We start from the raw sequence: 17,488 nt of genomic DNA, 5'->3' as shown, positions 1-17,488 counted from the left end.
GGGCAATACTTGCCGGTGGCACCAGACATCCGAAGAGAATAACCGGCCGAGTATGAAGCAATCTTAATACATATGGAAAGCAAAGTGTTAACGCGAAACTCGTTTTCGCAGGACGGGCGCCGCCGACGCGATCAAATCAGCGCGACGGCCAGAACGACAACGGTCATCACCGTGCAGGCGCCATAGAATACGGCGATGCCGGCATCGATATCTTCGCTTCGCGCAATGGCGCGCCCCGGACCGTTGATCATCGGCTCGCTGACCTTGACGCCGCCATAGATGCGCGGGCCGGCAAGCTGCAGGTCGAGCGCGCCGGCCATCGCCGCTTCCGGCCAGCCGGAATTCGGCGAGCGGTGCAGGCCGTGGTCGCGAAGGGCTACAACAAGCGCATCCTTGGCGGCGCGCGCGCCACGGTGGATCAGCGCGCCGGCAGCGACCAGCAGGATCGAGAGCCTTGCTGCCGGCAGATTGGCGAGATCGTCGAGCCGCGCCGAAGCCCAGCCGAAGTGCAGATATTTCGGCGATTTGTGGCCGATCATCGAGTCGGCCGTGTTCAGCATCTTGTAGGCGAGCAGGCCGGGCAGACCGGCGGCCGCATACCAGAAGGCCGGCGCCACGACACCGTCGGAGAAGTTCTCGGCGAGGCTTTCGATCGCCGCGCGGCAGACCGCCGGCTGGTCGAGCGTCTTCGGATCGCGGCCGACGATCATCGAAACGGCGCTCCGCCCCCCTTCGAGCCCGCCTTGCCGCAAGCCCTCGGCGACGCGGCGCACATGATCGGCCAGGCTCTTTTGCGCCAGAAAGACGGCGACCAGCACCGCCTCCAGCAGGAAACCGAGCGGGCCGAAGGCGGTGAACAGGCGATGCAGCAGGTGGCCAAGCCAGGCGCTGACGGCGAGCAGCAGCACGATCGTGGCGACGCCGCGAAACTTGCGCACGCCATCCGCCAGATCCTCGTGGTTCAGCCTGTCATCGAAGAAGGCGATGGCCTTGCCGAAAAAGACCACGGGGTGCGGCACGCGCGCCCATAGCCAGTGCGGATCGCCGACGAGACGGTCGATCACCAGCGCCAGCGCGAGGATGAGAAGCATGGTGCTGGACATTCAGAGTTCCATCCGGGCAAGCGCATCCGCCAGCCGCCGGTCACCTGCCGGATCCGGCGCCAGACCGATTCTGAGCCACGTCGGCGCATAGTCGAACTTGCGGGTCAGAATATGTGCCTCGCAGAGCCGCTCCTGCAGCAGAGCGGCCCTCGGGTGCTCGACCAGCACGAAAAGCCCGGTGCCGCCAATCCGCTTGAGCCCGGTCGCATCCAGGGCCGCATCGAGGCCGGCGCGCCGTTCGCGAATACCGGCCGCAATCGCTGCCGTATCGCCCTGCATCAGCGCGCGGGAGATGGTCAGCGCCGGACCGGAAACGGCCCAGGGGCCAAGCCAATCGCCGAACGCAGCAAGGACCGGCTCGCTGCCGACGACGAAACCAAGGCGTAAGCCGGCAAGCCCGAAGAACTTGCCGAACGAGCGGAAGACGATGAGGTTATCCTCGCCGCGCACATGGCCGGCGACGCTCAGTTCCGGCTCCAGATCGCCGAAGGCCTCGTCGACCAGCAGCAGTCCGCCGCTCGCGCGCTGCCGCGCGGCCAGTTCCAGAAGATCGGCGGCGGCGAAGGCACGGCCGGTCGGATTGTTGGGGTTCACCACGATGACCAGGCCATGCGCGGCGCTCACGGCATCGGCATTGTCGACGCGATCGACGGCAAAGCCGGCCGCCGACAGCACGCGGGCATATTCGCCATAGGTCGGCCCGAAGATCGCGACGCGGCTGCTTGCCGGCGTCTTCCCGTTTTCAGGCATGAGACGCGGCAAAAGCTGGATCACCGATTGCGTGCCGGGCACGGGCAACGGCAGCACGCCATGGGTGCGGTAGTATTCCCGGGCTGCCAGCCGCGCCGCATCGACCGTCTGCCGGTCGGGCAGCCGATGCCAGGCGCGCTCGGGTACCTCGGGTAAAGCAACCGGGCATGGATTGATGCCGGTCGAGAGATCGAGCCAGTCCTCGAGCCGGCCGCCAAAGCGGGCTGCGGCTTCGGTGATGCCGCCGCCGTGAACGATCGGTGCGCTCATGGTGCACCCGCAATATCGATGAGGTGCATGAAGGATCCGGCGACGTTGCCGCGTTTCAGCCCGGCATGGCCGAGATCGTCGCCGGCCGCGTCGCTCACCGCAAACAGCCGGTCGGCAGCACCTTCGGCGACGATGGTCGCATAATGGAATTCGTGCGCCGTCATGGGTCCATCGAAGAAGGCGTTGTCGACAGGTACGACCCGGCGATAGCCGAGGTGCCGCCTGCGCTCGGCGAAACTGGTGGTTAGCGGCAGCAGGCCGAGCATGTCGTAGCGTGCGCCATCGGCGGCGACAAGCCCTTCGCCGAGCACCATATAGCCACCGCATTCGCCGAAGATCCGGGCTCCCCGCCCGGCAGCCGAATGCATGCAGGAACGGAAGGTCGAAGCCGTACTTAAGCGCCCCGCATGCAGCTCCGGATAGCCGCCCGGCAGGTAGACGGCGTCGGCAGCCGGAGCCGGCGCCTCGTCGGCCAGAGGCGAGAAGAACGAGATTTCGGCGCCGGCGCTCCGCCAGTCGAACAGCAGGTGCTCGTAGCAGAAGGCAAAGGCGATATCGCGCGCCACGGCGATGCGTTGACCGAGAGGGCGCAGGCGCTCGATATTCGCGGCCGGTCCGCGCGGAGAGACCGCTGCAGCGCGGCTGATGGCATCGAGGTCGCATGCCGCCTCGACCCGCGCTGCGGCAGCGTCGATGAAGCCTTCGAGCGCTCCATGCTCGCCCGCCTGCACGAGGCCCAGATGACGCTCCGGCAGTTGAAGTGCACTGTCCTGCCGCAACACGCCGAACACCGGCATGCGCACCCGCTCCAGCGCATCGCAGAGCATCTTCTCGTGCCGATCGCTGCCGACCTTGTTGAGGATGACGCCAACCACCCGGATATCGCTGCGGTGATCCGCGTAGCCGCGGACGAGTGCGGCGACCGAATGCGACATGCGGGCGCAATCGACAACGAGAATGACGGCAAGATTGAGCGTCGCCGCGAGATCCGCAGGCGTTCCCGAGCCGTCAGCGGCACCGTCATGTAGCCCCATCATCGCCTCGACGATCAGCATGCGGCCGCCCGCGGCCGCCTGTGAGGCATTGGCAAGCAGCAGTTCCGGGCGCATCGCCCAGGGATCGTAGTTGAAACAGGGCTCGCCCGTTGCCGCCGCATGGAAGGCGGGATCGATATAATCGGGCCCGGCCTTGCCCGGCGCAATTGCCACACCGCGCTTCTTCAGCGCGCGCATCAGCCCAAGCGTCACCGTCGTCTTGCCCGAGCCCGACGAAGGTGCTGCGATCAGCAGTCCGCTCATGCCGGGTTCCTGCGCATGCGATTGGCGAAGGGATCGGCGGCAAGCTTGCGCCCGTCGAGCGCGCCGATCCAGTCGAGTGCCGCCCGAAGCCGCACCACTTCGCCGACGACGACGATTGCCGGCGGCTCCAGCCCGGCCGCCTCGACATCGGCCTCAGCGCGCGAAAGCGTCGTTTCGAGCACCGCCTGTTCCGGCGTTGCGGCATTGCAGACGAAGGCGACCGGCTCGTCCGGCGAGCGCCCACCGGCAATGAGGTTGGCAGTGATCGCGCCGATATGTTTCATCGCCATGTACATGACGATGACGGGTGAGCCGCTGGCAATCCCCTGCCAGTTGATGCGATCCGGCACCAGGCCGGAGGAATCGTGGCCGGTGAGGAAGGTGACCGCGTGATTGACCTCGCGGTGGGTGACGGGAATGCCGGCATAGGCAAGCCCGCCGATGCCCGCGGTGATGCCGGGCACGATGCGGAACGGGATCCGATGTTCGACCAACGTCAGGGCCTCCTCGCCGCCACGGCCGAAGACGAAGGGGTCGCCGCCTTTCAGGCGGAGCACCCGGTTGCCGGCACGCGCGAGTTCGACCAGCCGCAGCGAGATATCGCGCTGTTTCGGCGACGGTTTGCCGCCGCGTTTGCCCGCGAACTCGAACACGGCACCCGGCCGCGCGAGCTTGAGGCAGTCCTCGTTGACCAGCGCATCATGCACGATCACGTCCGCCTGGCGCAGCGCATTGGCCGCATGCAAGGTCAAGAGACCTGGATCGCCCGGGCCGGCACCGACGAGCCAGACCGAACCTTTCTCGAGCGCCGGCAACCCGGCAAAGAGGTCGTCGATCATTCGTGCTGTCCACCCTGTATACCGGCACCGCTTGCCGGTGCCCCTAACTCGATCTGCGAAGAACCGGATTCCATTTTAGAGAAAACCCGGACAAAAGATTGATTCAATTCAACAACGTAAGCACTCATCAGACGACCTCGGCCGCAGCCGGCACGCGCGCCGCCCCGTCTCCCCGTGGGCCGGCAAGCGCCGCCGTCGCATGCGCGGAGACGATCTTCGGCACGATCAGCACGGCCTCTTCCCCGGCGCCGACGAGGGCGGCACCTTCGGCAACGCCATGACAGCCCGTATGGGCAAAGACGATCTCGGAGGGGTTGGCGAGCCGATGAACCTCGGCTTCGAGCGTGACCGCATCGTAAAATGCCGCCGGAACGGAAAAATGTTTCGCCGCCGCCAGGATCGCCGGTTCCTCGGCGCGGGCATCGAGCGAGGCGACCAGCCGGAGATCCGCAGGCGCGGCACCGGCGGCAGCCAAGGCGCGCTCAGCAAGCGCGATCACTTCCTCGGCAGGCGTTCGCCGCTCGCAGCCGAGCCCGAGCACCAGCCCGGCCTCTTCTTTCGTCGTCTCGACCAGCGCGTTATCTTCACGCGATTCCGGACGCAAAATCGCTGCGCGCTTTTGCTGGAATTGCTTGTTTGTCTTTCGCAATTCCGGACGCAAAACCGCTGCGCACTTTTGCTGGAATTGCTTTGGTCCGCTAACCGATGCCATCGGTGGCCGGCTCCCTTCGTCGGTTCTCCTTAACGAAGCGCCGGCTGGAACAGACTGTTCCGGGCCGATCTGGACAGCACCGGCTGAAGGCCCCCTGCCTGGGTCGGCCGCACCGGACGCTCTTTCAGTCCGCCAAGCGGACGCCGTCGCATGTCCGTCATTTTTACCGAAGCACGTGAGACCGGTCAAACCGGATTGCGCCATCGTCATGTCGCGATTGGCGAAGACGGCTACCTATGCACTCTATCGCGAGGACAGCCTCTTCCGGCCGTCGCTCTATCGCCGGCGCCTTCCATCCGAAAACACAGCGACTCAGAACAAGGTTTTGAATCCTTGGCCTTTTGCTCTTTTGCGAGCTGCACCCGCGGCGGCACCGCAACAGAAGGCTTTGCAAAACGCGCCCGGCTCTGACACAAGGCGGAAAAGCCTCTCATGACAGCCCCCTCCTGAGTCCCTCCCGTGCAAGATCTCGCCTTCCACCTGCTCGCCTTCCTGTTTGCTGCCGCCTTCATTGCCGGTTTTATCGATTCGATCGCCGGCGGCGGTGGCATGATCACCATTCCCGCCATGCTGATCGCCGGCATTCCGCCGCTGCAGACGCTCGGCACCAACAAGCTGCAGGCGCTGTTCGGCTCCGGCTCGGCAAGCCTTTCCTATGCGCGGCGCGGACACGTGGACCTCAGGGAGCAATTGCCGATGGCGCTGATGTCGGCGGCGGGCTCAGTGCTTGGCGCGCTGCTCGCGACCGTCGTTCCGGGTGACGTGCTGAAGGCGGTGCTGCCCTTCCTGCTCATCGCCATCGCGATCTACTTCGGCCTGAAGCCGAACATGGGCGATGTCGACCAGCACCGGCGTGTCACGCCCTTCGTGTTCACGCTAACGCTGGTACCGCTGATCGGCTTCTATGACGGCGTCTTCGGCCCTGGCACCGGCTCCTTCTTCATGCTCGGCTTCGTGACGCTCGCCGGTTTCGGCGTCTTGAAGGCGACCGCGCACACGAAGTTCCTGAACTTCGGCTCCAACATCGGCGCCTTCGGCGTCTTCCTTTTCTTCGGCGCCATCCTCTGGAAGGTCGGCCTGATGATGGGATTCGGCCAGTTCCTCGGCGCCCAGGTCGGCTCGCGCTATGCCATGGCCAAGGGCGCCAAGATCATCAAGCCGCTGCTCGTCATCGTTTCGATCGCGCTTGCCGTCCGCTTGCTGGCAGATCCGTCGCATCCCCTCAGGATCTGGCTGGGGCTTTGAGGTCAGGCGCGCGTTCCCGGCTCGCAGAGACCGCAACGAGATGCCGCGGCTTCAGCGAACGTCACTCACTTGACTGTCAGGCCAACATCGGGCGCGCCTGTGGTTGACCAGCATGAGCATTCTTCGCCTGCCGGCCCCGCGCCGTAGCCACATATCTGTTTGGGGGTCTTGCATTGCCGAGGGCTGCGCGCTTCAGCACGCGCCTTTGCCTCGGCTTCGGCCGCGGCCCGTTGCTTTCGGCTCAGCTTTGGCGTCGGAGCCGCCTTTGCTTTCTCCGCCTTCTCGACGACGGATGCGCCGGTCCTGGTCGTTTGGGATGAGCCAGTTTCACTGCATGATGTGATTAGCAAAAGCGATGCGACGGCAAACGCAACTCTAGCAACGGTCTTCAAGCTTCACCCGCGATCTAAACCATGTGGAGCATCTATATGCATGCTTCCAGAAGTCCCTTCAAGGGCCGATCACGCCGCCGGATAACGGGCGCATTCCGCCTCGTTCCGGCACGAGAACGCGCGCCTTCTCAAGAAGCCTTTCATCGCCATCCCCAACGCCTCCAGCAGGCGCTTCATCTCGACGCCGTATACTTTCCAGAAGATCGGGTCGCCGGCTCTGATCGATAGCGCATTGGCGATCAGGTCGGCATGGTGACCGCGCTGATCGGCACGGTGGTGGCAAGTTCAAAACACCGCCAAAAGCAGAGCACCGGCGGCAATGAAAACGACGCCCAACCAGTTCATAAGGTTGAGCTTCTCGCCGAGGAAGAGCACGCCGAAGATCGCGACCATGACGATCGAGAGCTTGTCGATCGGTGCCACGCGCGCGGCATCGCCGAGCTTCAGCGCGCGGAAATAGGCAAGCCAGGAGGCGCCGGTGGCCAGGCCCGACAGCGCCAGGAACAGCCAGGTGCGACCGGGGATCTCCGAGGGCCTCTGCCACTGACCGGTGGCCGCGACGATGCCAGCGAGCACCAAAAGAATGACGACGGTGCGGATCAGCGTCGCGAAATCGGAATTGATCTGCGCGACGCCGACCTTGGCGAAAATCGCCGTCAGGGCAGCAAAGGCCGCCGAAAGCAGCGCCCAGAACTGCCAGCTCTGGCTCATCAGAATTCGACGCCCTGCTGCGCCTTGATGCCGGAGCGGAAGGGATGCTTGATCAGCTCCATCTCGGTCACCAGATCGGCGATCTCGATCAGATCTTCCTTGGCGTTACGACCGGTCAGGACCACATGGGTCATGTACGGCTTTTCCTCCTTCAGGAAGCGCACGACCTCGGCGACGTCGATGTAATCATAGCGCAGGGCGATATTGATCTCGTCGAGCAGCACCATCGAGTTGCGCTCGTCGCGGATCAGTTCCTTTGCCTTTTCCCAGGCCTTCTCCGCCATCGCCACATCGCGGGCGCGGTCCTGCGTTTCCCAGGTGAAACCCTCGCCGAGCGTGTAGAACTGGCAGATGTCGCCGAAATGCTTCTCGATCAGTTCGCGCTCACCGGTCACCATGGCACCCTTGATGAACTGCACGACGGCGCAGGGCATGCCGTGGGCGATATGGCGGAAGATCATGCCGAAGCCGGCGGTCGACTTGCCCTTGCCCTTGCCGGTGTTGACGATGATCAGACCCTTCTCGTCGGTCTTGGTCGCCATGATCTTTTCGCGTGCCGCCTTCTTCTTCGCCATTTTCATGGCGTGGCGGGCATCGTCCTTCTCGGCCGGGGCTTCGCCGCCTACTGTCGTCTCGTCGCTCATGATCACTCCCTCAGTTCTCAAGTTCGCGGGATGGACAGCCGCCCTCGTCCCGCTTCGGCTCATGTCCGCGCTCACTGAGCAGCGAACCGGAACCAGGTCTTTGCTTCCACGCAATTCCGGACGGAAAACCGTCAGCCCGGAACCGCCCTATTCGTTGCCGGCGCGAAGCCGGGTCGCGGCGTTGCCGATATCGGTAAGTTCAAAGCGCGCCGAGTTCGAGCGCGGGGTCCAGAGATTGCGGTCGATCGCTTCGAGGAAACGCTCGGCAAGCTCGGCAAAGGCGGCCGGGTTCTTGTCGCGCAGGAAGTCCGCCACGCGCTCGTCGACGATGAAGGCCTGGTAGGCGGCCTCGAAATGATGGTCGCGCACCGCCCCCGTGGTCGCGGCGAAGGCGAACATGTAGTCGACCGTCGCGGCAATCTCGAACGCGCCCTTGTAGCCGTGGCGCATGACGCCATCGATCCACTTGGGATTGACGACGCGCGCCCGGACCACGCGGCCGATCTCCTCCTCCAGCGAACGGATGATCGGCTTTTCCGGCCGCGAATGGTCGTTGTGGTAGATCACCGGCCGAGCGCCGCTTAAGTGTTCGGCGGCAGCGCTCATGCCGCCTTCGAACTGGTAGTAATCGTCGCTGTCGAGCAAGTCGTGCTCGCGGTTGTCCTGGTTCTGCACCACCGCCTCGATCGTACGCAGGCGTTCCTCGAAAAGATCGCGCTCGGCCTTGCCCTCCTCGCCGGCGCCATAGGCATAGGCGCCCCAGGTAAGATAGGCCTCGGCGAGATCGGCTTTGGTTTCCCAGCCCTTCTCGTCGATCAGCGCCTGCAGGCCGGCGCCATAGGCCCCGGGCTTGGCGCCGAAGACGCGGTAGGAGGCGCGACGGGCCGCCTCCGTGGCGTCCACGCCCTCCGCCTCCAGCCGCCGGGCCTCGGCCCGCATGCGCGCCGCGATCATGTTGTCGGCATCATCCTCTTCCAGCGCGCCAACGGCGCGGATCGCCTTGTCGAAGAGCGCGATCTGGTCGGGGAAGGCATCGCGGAAGAAACCGGAAATGCGCAGCGTCACGTCGACGCGCGGCCGCCCGAGCACGGCGAGCGGCACGATCTCGTAGCCCATCACCCGGCGCGAGACCATGTCCCAGGTGGGCTTGGCGCCGATCAGCGCGAGCGCCTGGGCGATATCGTCGCCGCCGGTGCGCATGTTCGCTGTGCCCCAGGCCGTGAGACCAAAGGAGGACGGCCATTCGCCATAATCCTGCAGATAGCGGCGGATCAGGAGCTCGGCCGATTTCTTGCCGAGCTCATAGGCCGCTGGCGTCGGCACGGCGCGGCTGTCGACGGAGTAGAAATTGCGCCCCGTCGGCAGCACGTCCGGGCGGCCGCGGGTCGGCGCGCCGGAGGGACCGGGCGCGACGAAGCGGCCATCGAGGCCGGTGAGGAAGCCCACCATTTCGGCGGAGCCGGAGCCGGAGATCGAGGGCTTGAGGCGGGTGTCGATTTCATCGAGCACGGCGCGGGTGCTGGCCCAGCTTTCCGGGCAGGTCTGTTCGCCCGCAACGAGATCTGCGGCCAGCAACTCGATCCGCTCGACCGTATCGCCGGCGGTGCGCCAGGGGGCGTCGGACAGATCGGCGAGGATCGATGGCTTCGGGCCGGTCCAGGGGGTGGACATGACGCAGTCGAGCGGGTCGAAGGCGAGCCCCGCATCCGCGGCGATCGCCCGCTGCAGGCTCTGGTCGCCGCCCTCGCCGAGGCCGCGCGGAACGCGCGCCAGCGCCACCGTCAGATCCGTCAGAAGCCGTCCCTCCGGCGCCACGCCGAAGACGTGCAGGCCGTCGCGGATCTGCATTTCCTTGAGGTCGCAGAGATAGGCGTCGAGCTTTTCCAGCGCCTTGTCGTCGCTGTCGCCCTTGTCGATGCCGGCGTCGCTGTCGAGGCCGATGTCGCGCACGAGGTCGAGGATCTGGCGGCTCAAGAGCCGGAGCCGCCGCGGGTCGCCGCCGGCAGCGTCGTAATATTCGTCGACGAGCGCTTCCAGGTCCTTGAGGGGCCCGTAGGATTCGGCCCGCGTCAGCGGCGGCGTCAGATGGTCGATGATGACGGCGCTGGTGCGGCGTTTCGCCTGCGTACCTTCGCCCGGATCGTTGACGATGAAGGGATAGATATGCGGCAGCGGCCCGAAGATCGCCTCGGGATAACAGGTCTCCGACAGGGCCAGCGCCTTGCCCGGCAGCCATTCGAGATTGCCGTGCTTGCCCATGTGCACGATCGCCTGCGCACCGAATTGTTGGCGCAGGAAGGCATAGAAAGCGAGATAGCCGTGCGGCGGCACGAGGTCCGGCGAGTGGTAGCTTTCCTTCGGATCGATGTTGTAGCCGCGCGCCGGCTGGATGCCGACCACAACCTCGCCGAAGCGGGCGAGCGGCAGGGCGAAGCCGCCGTCGAGGAAGAAGGGATCGGCCTCGGGCGCGCCCCAGCGGCCACTGACTTCATCCCGAATCCGTTTCGGAAGCGAATCGAAGAAGGCCTTGTAATCGCTTGACGAAATCCGTTCTCGAATCTCACGGTCATGGCTCGCCGCATTAGTCGGGCCGGCCATCAGGTAACGCATCAGCGCGTCGCCATCCCCGGGCACCTCGCCAACGGCATAACCTTCTCGCCCCATGGCGCGAAGCACCTCGACGGTACCGGCTGGGGTGTCGAGCCCGACGCCATTGCCGAGGCGGCCGTCACGGTTCGGATAGTTGGCCATGACGATGGCGATGCGGCGCTCGGCAGGCCTGGCGCGGCGAAGCTTCGCCCAGTTGACGGCGAGGCTGGCGGCAAAGCGCACACGATCTTCAAGTGGCTCATGACCGACGATATTGGCCTCGACCTTGGCGTCATAGATCGACGCCGCCTTGAAGGAGACGGCCCGCGCAAGAATGCGGCCGTCGACCTCCGGCAGCGCCACGTTCATCGCGAGATCGCGCGCCATCAGGCCCTGCGGCGACGTCTCCCATTGCGCCCGCGACGAGCCGGAGAAGATCACCTGCAGCACCGGCGCGCCGGTCGATTCCAGCACGGTCGGCTGCCGGTCGGCACCCGGCGAGGAAACGGCGAAACCGGTGGCGTTCATCACCACGTCGGGCGCCGCCTCGGCAAAGATCGCCTGCAGCGTGCCGACGGATACGGCATCCTTGAGGCTCGACACGAAGACTGGCAGCGCGCGGACACCTTCTTGCGCCAACGCATCGATCAGTGCCTCCACCGGCCGCGTCTCGCCGCTCTGGACAAGGGCGCGGTAGAAGCAGATGGCGACCGTCGCGTTTGTGGAAGCGTCACCCCCCTCCGCCCAGCCGGGCATCTCCCCCACAGCGGGGGAGATTGGCTTGGGGCGATCGCTCGATCCAGAATTCAGATTGACTGTAGATGCAAGCGCGGCAGTGGCGCCGCTCGACTTGCTGCCAATGGGCAGATCGGCTTGCCCGGAACGCGCCTCACGCTCTCCGCCCGCAGCGGAACGAGCGTCCGCATCCCTACCAACTACCCGCAACCATTCCGGAACCCCGATCACGCCCCTGCCCGGCCACCAGATGCCGGCCTTGAGCAAGGGCTTCGCCGGCTGCGGCTTCTCCGCACCTGTGACCAATGCCTCGGCATAATCGAGAAACAGGCCGGCATTGTCGGCGCCGCCCTCGGTGAAATAGGTCCAGAGTCGCTGGCGATCATCGGCCGCAACCGTCGAGAACGGCTCAAGCCCCGGATCCGGCTTGTCGTCGCCGGGCAGCACCGCGATCTGGAAGCGGTGGGTGACGGCGGCCGCATACAAGGCTTCCAGCAGATAGCGGAAGTAACTGGCCCCACCAAGTGGCCTAACGACGATAAGCTTCGCGTGACGCGCCGTGCGCTCGACATAGATGTCGACCGACATCGGGTGCATCAGGCTCATGAGGCTGGCGATGCGCAGGCTGAGACCACCGTCGCGGCGGCCGTGGGCGGCGGCGATCGAGGAAAGCTCGGTGTCGGCGGCCGAGAGAAACAGGATGTCGGCCGGCGATTGCCCCAGGTCGATAGCCTCGTTGCCGTCGGCGATCGTTCCTTTCTGGGCGAGAAGCAGATGCATTCGTTTTGTCCGTTCGGGCAATCCCGAACGAAACGCCGAAAGCGATTTCCGTCCGGAATTGCATCATTTCAATACGTTAGATCATTTCACTCAAGGAATGATCTAGACGAGCGCGGTGATCGCAGCGCGCACCGCCGCTTCGTCCATGTCGTGCAGGCCGATGACGACGAGGCGCGTGCCGCGCTTTTCGCCGGCCGCCCAGACGCGGTCGTAATACTGATCGATGCGTGCGCCGACCGCCTGGATCAGCAGGCGCATCGGCTTGCCGGGCACGTCGGCAAAGCCCTTGAGGCGCAGAACGTCGTGTTCGGCGATCACGCCTTTCAGGCGGTCGATGAAGGCAGCCGGATCAGCGACCGAACCAAGCTCGACGACGAAGCTGTCGAACTCGTCATGGTCGTGCTCCTCGCCCGCCTCGTGCTCCATTTCGTGGTGCGACTTGCGGTTGGCGATCTCGCCTTCCGTGCCGACACCGAGGCCGAGCAGGATGGCGGCGGCGACTTCGCCGTTCTTCGCCTCGATCATCGCCGGCTTGCGGCTGATGCGGGAGGCCACTTCCTCGCGCACCGACTTGATGCCGGAGGCGTCGATCAGATCGGTCTTGTTGAGGACGATGAGGTCGGCGGCGGTAAGCTGGTCCTCGAAGAGCTCCTCGATCGGGCTTTCGTGATCGAGATTGTCGTCCTCGACGCGCAGCGCATCCACCTTGTCGTGGTCGTCGGCAAAGCGGCCGGCGGCAACGGCGGCGCTATCGACCACCGTGACGACGCCATCGACGGTCACTTCGCTGCGGATATCCGGCCAGTTGAAGGCGGCGACCAGCGGCTGCGGCAAGGCGAGACCCGAGGTTTCGATGATGATATGGTCCGGGCGCCTCTCGCGCTCGAGCAGCTTGGTCATGGTCGGAATGAAATCGTCGGCGACGGTGCAGCAGATGCAGCCATTGGTAAGCTCGATGATGTCGTCCTCGGTGCAGGCCTCCGCACCGCAGCCCTTCAAGACGTCGCCGTCGACGCCGAGATCGCCGAACTCGTTGATGATCAGCGCGATGCGCTTGCCATCGGCGTTCTGCAATAGGTTGCGGATCATCGTCGTCTTGCCGGCGCCGAGGAAGCCGGTGATGACGGTCGCCGGGATCTTGCCGTGGCTGGCCTTCGCAGTGGTCATTTATCAACCCTTCATTTTCAGCGGCAAACCGGCCGCGACAAAGTAAACTTCAGCGGATTTCTCCGCAACGATCTGGTGAAGCCGGCCGGCATGGTCGCGAAACTCGCGGGCCATGCGGTTCTCGGGCACGATGCCGAGGCCGACCTCGTTGGAAACGAAGACGAGACGCGCTTGCGCCTCAGGCAGGTAGGCGGCAAGGGCAGCGAACTCCGCTGCCATGTCGCGCTCTTCGAGCATGAGATTGGTGACCCAGAGCGTCAGGCAATCGATCAGCACGACATGATTGCGATCGTCGATGCGGCTGAGGATGCCGACGAGATCGAGCGGCTCCTCATGCGTCGTCCAGCCGTCGCCGCGGCGGGCCTTGTGGTGGTCGATCCGCTCGCGCATTTCGTCGTCCCAGGCGCGGCCGGTCGCGACATAATGTTTTGCGAGCCCGGACGCTGCGACGAGCTTCTCGGAAAAGCTGGATTTGCCGGAACGGGCGCCACCGAGGACCAGAACGGGTCCGGCGCTGGAGATGCTCATCGCCGCCGCCTCAACACGCCGAGGTCAGCGGCGGCTGGCAACAATCGTTCGGCGCGCCGGCGGCGCGGTGGGGAAAATATCTGTGAGCCAAAACAACCTCCGTGATGGCATTGGAGACCACGGGTCTCCTCGGGCGGAATGCCCATGCCGGATGGCAGGTCTCCTGGCTCACGGCGTCACGGGCCCGCATCGCCTCGCCCGTAAGGGCGAGGTTCCGATGTCAGGACCCGAGCGGCCCGCCTCACCTTCCCGGCGCTTTCCGGTGCCACAACGAACCTTTGTGTGTCGTCTCCGACGCGAGGGCGCTGTGGGCGGTCTCGTGAAAGGCGGACGATTCGTAGAAGAAGAGGCGTCCAACCCGGCTGATCACGATGCCACGCCAGTGGCTTTTCCGGCTCGTTTCCGAATTGCCGCGATTGCCCCATGCAATCGCACGGCAAGCCTAAGCTCCGAGCCCGATGGCGAACCCTGACCGTTCTACAGTCGCGGGGTCGGCTGCGATAAGGATGCCCGATTTGGGTCCATCCGTCACATTCCCAATTATTCCCCCATGTCGCCACGACGAGGGGGAACCATCCAACACCTGATGATTAGGAAGCGGCCGGGGCAAAGTCAATCGACGCTTGCGACACCTCCCCGGCCTCGTTGCGCCGCGCGACGATTTGTCGGCACGGAATAGGCGGGCCGGAGTCCGCCCTAAAGGATAGCGCATCCGCCTAAGCTTTCACCCGGTACGTCTTTTCGCTCTCATCTTGCGCCAAAGCACTATCAGAATGTGCCAATATGCCATCAAGCTCTGGCGCGTCCGTATTCCCATGTGCAGAAAAAAGGGGAACGATGAACTCAAAATTGCAGGCGACCATGTCAAACCGCGTTTATCCCGTGGCCAGATCCATCACCCAGGTGGCCAAGCTGTTGAAAATCTCCGCCGAACAGGCGTTGCGCCGGGCCGGGCTGCCACGTGATATTCTTCGCAACGAGGGCAAGGGCCTGACGCCCGCCCAGGTGTTCGCCCTGTGGCGCGCCATCGAAGCCGAGGCTAACCGGCCCGATCTGCCGCTCTATCTGAGCAAGCTCTTTGCCCACGCACCGTTCACACCGGCCATGTTCTCTTTCTCGTGTTCGCCGGACGTGCGCATCGGGTTCCAGCGCCTGTCGGTGTTCAAACCGCTGATGGGGCCGATGAAGCTGGAGGTCTCCGAGGATGACAGCGGCCTGCATATCGAGATCGGTTCGGTGGACCCGGCTGTTCCGGCCCCACCGCAACTGGTCTGGTTCGAGGCCCTCTACCTCCTGGAATCCGCCCGTTGTTACACTGCAGAACTTATCCAGCCAGCGCAGGTCCAACTGCCCGAGTTGACCAATCTGGGCGAGGACGTGTTGGAATTCCTGGGCTGTAAACCGGACCTTGGCGGCGGAGCGCGCCTCTCCTTGCGCAAGGAAGATGCCGATCTGCCACTGATCACCGAGAACGAGGAATCCTGGCCCGAGTTCGAGAAAAAGTTGCGCCGCGAGATGGAGGCACATGAAACCGACACTCCCATCGTGCTGCGCGCAAAGCGGGTTCTGCATGACATGCTGCCGTCGGGCGAGGCCAATATCGAGGCGATGTGCAGGCGGCTGGCCATGTCGAAACGCACCCTGCAACGGCAATTGAAGGAGGAAGGTGAAACCTTCCAGACGGTGCTGGCATCGACCCGCGCGGAACTGGCGATGCATTATCTCGGCGAAGACGGGCTGAACGTCGAGGAAATCTCCTATCTCCTGGCCTACCGCGAGCCAAACTCTTTCTATCGCGCCTTCCAGGGTTGGACCGGCATGACGCCGGCCGAAGCGCGGGGAATGGTGGCGCACTGAGAAGTCCGATCAGGATCAGGGAAACGGGTGCGATCCGGCTCCCGTTTTGCATATGCGCCAGGAGATAGGGATTTGGCGCGTTCCGATAGTTGATTGGCACAAAGCGATTTTGAAGAAATTCGTGCGGTAAGCCAGATTGATCTCCAACGAACAACGGGCACGACGCCCGCAAGGATTGGAGAAGATCATGGCAAACGTACAGAAAACCGCTCTCGTCACCGGCGCATCCTCCGGCATGGGCAAGGTCATCGCAAAGCAGCTGATCAAGGATGGTCTGACCGTCGTCGTCGCCGCCCGCCGGGTGGAGCAGATGGACGATCTGAAGGCGCTCGGTGCATATCCCGTCGCGCTGGATGTCGCTGACGAGGCCAGCCGGAAATCCGCGGTGACCGAGATCACTGAGAAGTTCGGCGGCGTCGACGTGCTGGTCAACAATGCAGGCTTCGGGCTTTATGGGTCGGTCGAAGACGTGCCTCTCGACGAGGCCCGCTATCAGTTCGACGTAAACCTGTTCGGGGCCGCCGCGCTGATCCAGGATCTGGTGCCCTACATGCGCGGGAAGCGCGCTGGCAAGATCATCAACATCACCTCGATGGGCGGCAAAATCTACACCCCGCTGGGTGCGTGGTATCACGCATCGAAACATGCGCTGGAAGGCCTGTCGGACTGCCTTCGCCTAGAACTGCAACAGTTCGGCATCGACGTCGTGGTCGTTGAGCCCGGCATCATCCAGACCGCATTCGCCAACGTGATGGAGGGCCCGATGATGAGGTTCTCGGGCAATACCCCTTACGGCGCAATGGCGAAGAAGGTCTCCAAGGCCACCGCCGACAGCTACAAGGACGGCGGCGGCTCGTCGCCGCAGGTCATCGCGGACGTGGTTTCCAAGGCCGTGAAGGCCCGCAAACCCAAGACCCGCTATGCCGCCGGCAAATTCGCCAATATGATGATCAATACCCGCAAATGGTTTGGCGATCGTGCGTTCGACCGCATGGTCCTGTGGACCGTCCGCTGATCGGCACGAAGCGATAGAGCCTTGGCGCGATGCGAGATTATCGCGGCTCGCGCCAGGGACGACCTCTCAGCCCCGAACATCGCTTTCGCAAGTCGCCAGCGCCTTTGCGCCGCCCCAGCTACCCTGCCCGCTCCAGCACGCTGAACTGGAAGGCCTGGGTCGAGTTCCACGGGGTCCTGTGCTGGTGCTCGATATGCTCGACCAGCCGGAACGACGGCCCGATCACCTCAGCCAGCGCCGCCGGGTCGTAGCGCACCACCGGCAGGCCGCTGCAGCGCTCCGGCCCGTCGGGGGAGAAGGTGGCGATGATCGCGTGCCCGCCGGGCGCCACGGCCGCCGTCAGCCGCTCGACATAGGCGGCCCTGTCTTCCGCTTCGGTCAGGAAGTGGAAGGCGGCGCGGTCGTGCCAGATGTCGTAGCTTTGATCCGGTTCCCACTCGGTCACATCGGCGGCAATCCATCGCACCTCATCGGCCCGCAACCCAAGCCTTGCCTTGGCCGTCTCAAGGGCCGCCGGTGACAGGTCGAGCACGGTGATCGCCTTCATGCCCTCGTCAAGCAACGCGTCAACCAGCCGCGAGGCGCCGCCACCGATATCGATCAGCGACGACGAAGCGATTGCCGTATGCCTGCGGATGAGATCAAGGGAAATCGCCGGCATATCCTCGAACCAGCTAACGCCCGCCTCGCCTTTGGTCTGATAGGCATGGTCCCAGTGCGCCCGCGTGTTTTCGTCCTGCATTGAAACACCTGCCTCTCTACACGGCGGCCGCCGAACTCTCTTTCCTTGTCGACGACTTCGAACCGAAGTCGATTTCAGGCGACATGCAATAGCGCGGAAAAGCGAAAGCTG

At 64.5% G+C, this 17,488-nt stretch carries 14 protein-coding genes and 1 riboswitch; of the genes, 3 read left to right on the top strand and 11 right to left on the bottom strand.

Annotation, left to right across the window (positions count from 1 at the left end):
- Positions 1-131: 131 nt before the first annotated feature.
- The 5 genes from cbiB to ACQ5BM_RS03020 form a co-directional block, all read right to left on the bottom strand.
- A complete protein-coding gene (cbiB, locus tag ACQ5BM_RS03040; protein WP_429807577.1) occupies positions 132-1,103 on the bottom strand; it encodes an adenosylcobinamide-phosphate synthase CbiB in 972 nt (323 codons plus the stop codon).
- Positions 1,104-2,123, bottom strand: coding sequence for a threonine-phosphate decarboxylase CobD (gene cobD / locus ACQ5BM_RS03035; protein ID WP_429807574.1), 1,020 nt, complete (start codon positions 2,121-2,123; stop codon positions 1,104-1,106). It lies immediately after the preceding gene.
- On the bottom strand, positions 2,120-3,421 hold the full coding sequence (locus ACQ5BM_RS03030; protein ID WP_429807572.1) for a cobyrinate a,c-diamide synthase: 1,302 nt from the start codon (positions 3,419-3,421) through the stop codon (positions 2,120-2,122). The genes cobD and ACQ5BM_RS03030 overlap by 4 nt, the downstream gene beginning before the upstream one ends.
- Positions 3,418-4,257, bottom strand: coding sequence for a uroporphyrinogen-III C-methyltransferase (gene cobA / locus ACQ5BM_RS03025; protein ID WP_429807680.1), 840 nt, complete (start codon positions 4,255-4,257; stop codon positions 3,418-3,420). Before cobA ends, ACQ5BM_RS03030 begins: the two co-directional genes overlap by 4 nt.
- A 130-nt stretch (positions 4,258-4,387) precedes the next feature.
- Positions 4,388-4,864, bottom strand: a complete 477-nt coding sequence (locus tag ACQ5BM_RS03020) for a cobalamin biosynthesis protein (protein ID WP_429807569.1) — start codon at positions 4,862-4,864, stop codon at positions 4,388-4,390.
- 567 nt (positions 4,865-5,431) lie between these two features.
- Here ACQ5BM_RS03020 and ACQ5BM_RS03015 point away from each other — a divergent pair.
- Positions 5,432-6,217, top strand: a complete 786-nt coding sequence (locus ACQ5BM_RS03015) for a TSUP family transporter (RefSeq protein ID WP_429807566.1) — start codon at positions 5,432-5,434, stop codon at positions 6,215-6,217.
- A 677-nt stretch (positions 6,218-6,894) separates the two neighbouring features.
- Here the strand turns inward: ACQ5BM_RS03015 and ACQ5BM_RS03010 are convergent.
- The 5 genes from ACQ5BM_RS03010 to cobU all read right to left on the bottom strand — a co-directional run bounded on the left by ACQ5BM_RS03010 (position 6,895) and on the right by cobU (position 13,763).
- Complete coding sequence (locus tag ACQ5BM_RS03010) at positions 6,895-7,320, bottom strand: EamA family transporter (protein ID WP_429807562.1); 426 nt, start codon at positions 7,318-7,320, stop codon at positions 6,895-6,897.
- Positions 7,320-7,964: a cob(I)yrinic acid a,c-diamide adenosyltransferase gene (gene cobO, locus ACQ5BM_RS03005; RefSeq protein ID WP_429807559.1), complete on the bottom strand. Its 645-nt coding sequence runs from the start codon at positions 7,962-7,964 to the stop codon at positions 7,320-7,322. Before cobO ends, ACQ5BM_RS03010 begins: the two co-directional genes overlap by 1 nt.
- A gap of 147 nt (positions 7,965-8,111) precedes the next feature.
- A complete protein-coding gene (cobN, locus tag ACQ5BM_RS03000) occupies positions 8,112-12,068 on the bottom strand; it encodes a cobaltochelatase subunit CobN (RefSeq protein WP_429807557.1) in 3,957 nt (1,318 codons plus the stop codon).
- Between the two features lie 102 nt (positions 12,069-12,170).
- The gene (gene cobW, locus ACQ5BM_RS02995; RefSeq protein ID WP_429807554.1) at positions 12,171-13,235 is read right to left on the bottom strand and encodes a cobalamin biosynthesis protein CobW; all 1,065 of its coding nucleotides are present in this window, start codon (positions 13,233-13,235) and stop codon (positions 12,171-12,173) included.
- Positions 13,236-13,238: 3 nt separating this feature from the next.
- The gene (gene cobU, locus ACQ5BM_RS02990; RefSeq protein ID WP_429807552.1) at positions 13,239-13,763 is read right to left on the bottom strand and encodes a bifunctional adenosylcobinamide kinase/adenosylcobinamide-phosphate guanylyltransferase; all 525 of its coding nucleotides are present in this window, start codon (positions 13,761-13,763) and stop codon (positions 13,239-13,241) included.
- A gap of 443 nt (positions 13,764-14,206) precedes the next feature.
- Positions 14,207-14,355, bottom strand: a riboswitch (cobalamin riboswitch).
- A 269-nt stretch (positions 14,356-14,624) separates the two neighbouring features.
- Between cobU and ACQ5BM_RS02985 the strand changes: the two genes are divergently transcribed.
- Positions 14,625-15,620, top strand: coding sequence for a helix-turn-helix domain-containing protein (locus ACQ5BM_RS02985; protein ID WP_429807549.1), 996 nt, complete (start codon positions 14,625-14,627; stop codon positions 15,618-15,620).
- Positions 15,621-15,807: 187 nt separating this feature from the next.
- Positions 15,808-16,635 (top strand): oxidoreductase, encoded by an 828-nt coding sequence (locus ACQ5BM_RS02980; protein ID WP_429807547.1) that lies wholly within the window; start codon positions 15,808-15,810, stop codon positions 16,633-16,635.
- 118 nt (positions 16,636-16,753) lie between these two features.
- Here ACQ5BM_RS02980 and ACQ5BM_RS02975 read toward each other — a convergent pair whose 3' ends face one another.
- Positions 16,754-17,377, bottom strand: coding sequence for a class I SAM-dependent methyltransferase (locus tag ACQ5BM_RS02975; protein ID WP_429807544.1), 624 nt, complete (start codon positions 17,375-17,377; stop codon positions 16,754-16,756).
- Between the last annotated feature and the right edge of the window lie 111 nt (positions 17,378-17,488).

Origin of the sequence: Ensifer sp. B1-9 (assembly GCF_050474445.1) — a bacterium.
Lineage (GTDB): Bacteria > Pseudomonadota > Alphaproteobacteria > Rhizobiales > Rhizobiaceae > Ensifer.
Note: the sequence above shows the minus strand (reverse complement) of the source record. Positions and strands in the feature narration are given on the sequence as shown.

Coding starts and splice junctions, on each gene's coding strand:
- cbiB (WP_429807577.1), bottom strand. CDS start 1,103: ATGTCCAGCACCATGCTTCTCATCCTCGCGCTGGCGCTGGTGATCGAC.
- cobD (WP_429807574.1), bottom strand. CDS start 2,123: ATGAGCGCACCGATCGTTCACGGCGGCGGCATCACCGAAGCCGCAGCC.
- ACQ5BM_RS03030 (WP_429807572.1), bottom strand. CDS start 3,421: ATGAGCGGACTGCTGATCGCAGCACCTTCGTCGGGCTCGGGCAAGACG.
- ACQ5BM_RS03010 (WP_429807562.1), bottom strand. CDS start 7,320: ATGAGCCAGAGCTGGCAGTTCTGGGCGCTGCTTTCGGCGGCCTTTGCT.
- cobO (WP_429807559.1), bottom strand. CDS start 7,964: ATGAGCGACGAGACGACAGTAGGCGGCGAAGCCCCGGCCGAGAAGGAC.
- cobN (WP_429807557.1), bottom strand. CDS start 12,068: ATGCATCTGCTTCTCGCCCAGAAAGGAACGATCGCCGACGGCAACGAG.
- cobW (WP_429807554.1), bottom strand. CDS start 13,235: ATGACCACTGCGAAGGCCAGCCACGGCAAGATCCCGGCGACCGTCATC.
- cobU (WP_429807552.1), bottom strand. CDS start 13,763: ATGAGCATCTCCAGCGCCGGACCCGTTCTGGTCCTCGGTGGCGCCCGT.
- ACQ5BM_RS02985 (WP_429807549.1), top strand. CDS start 14,625: ATGTCAAACCGCGTTTATCCCGTGGCCAGATCCATCACCCAGGTGGCC.
- ACQ5BM_RS02980 (WP_429807547.1), top strand. CDS start 15,808: ATGGCAAACGTACAGAAAACCGCTCTCGTCACCGGCGCATCCTCCGGC.
- ACQ5BM_RS02975 (WP_429807544.1), bottom strand. CDS start 17,377: ATGCAGGACGAAAACACGCGGGCGCACTGGGACCATGCCTATCAGACC.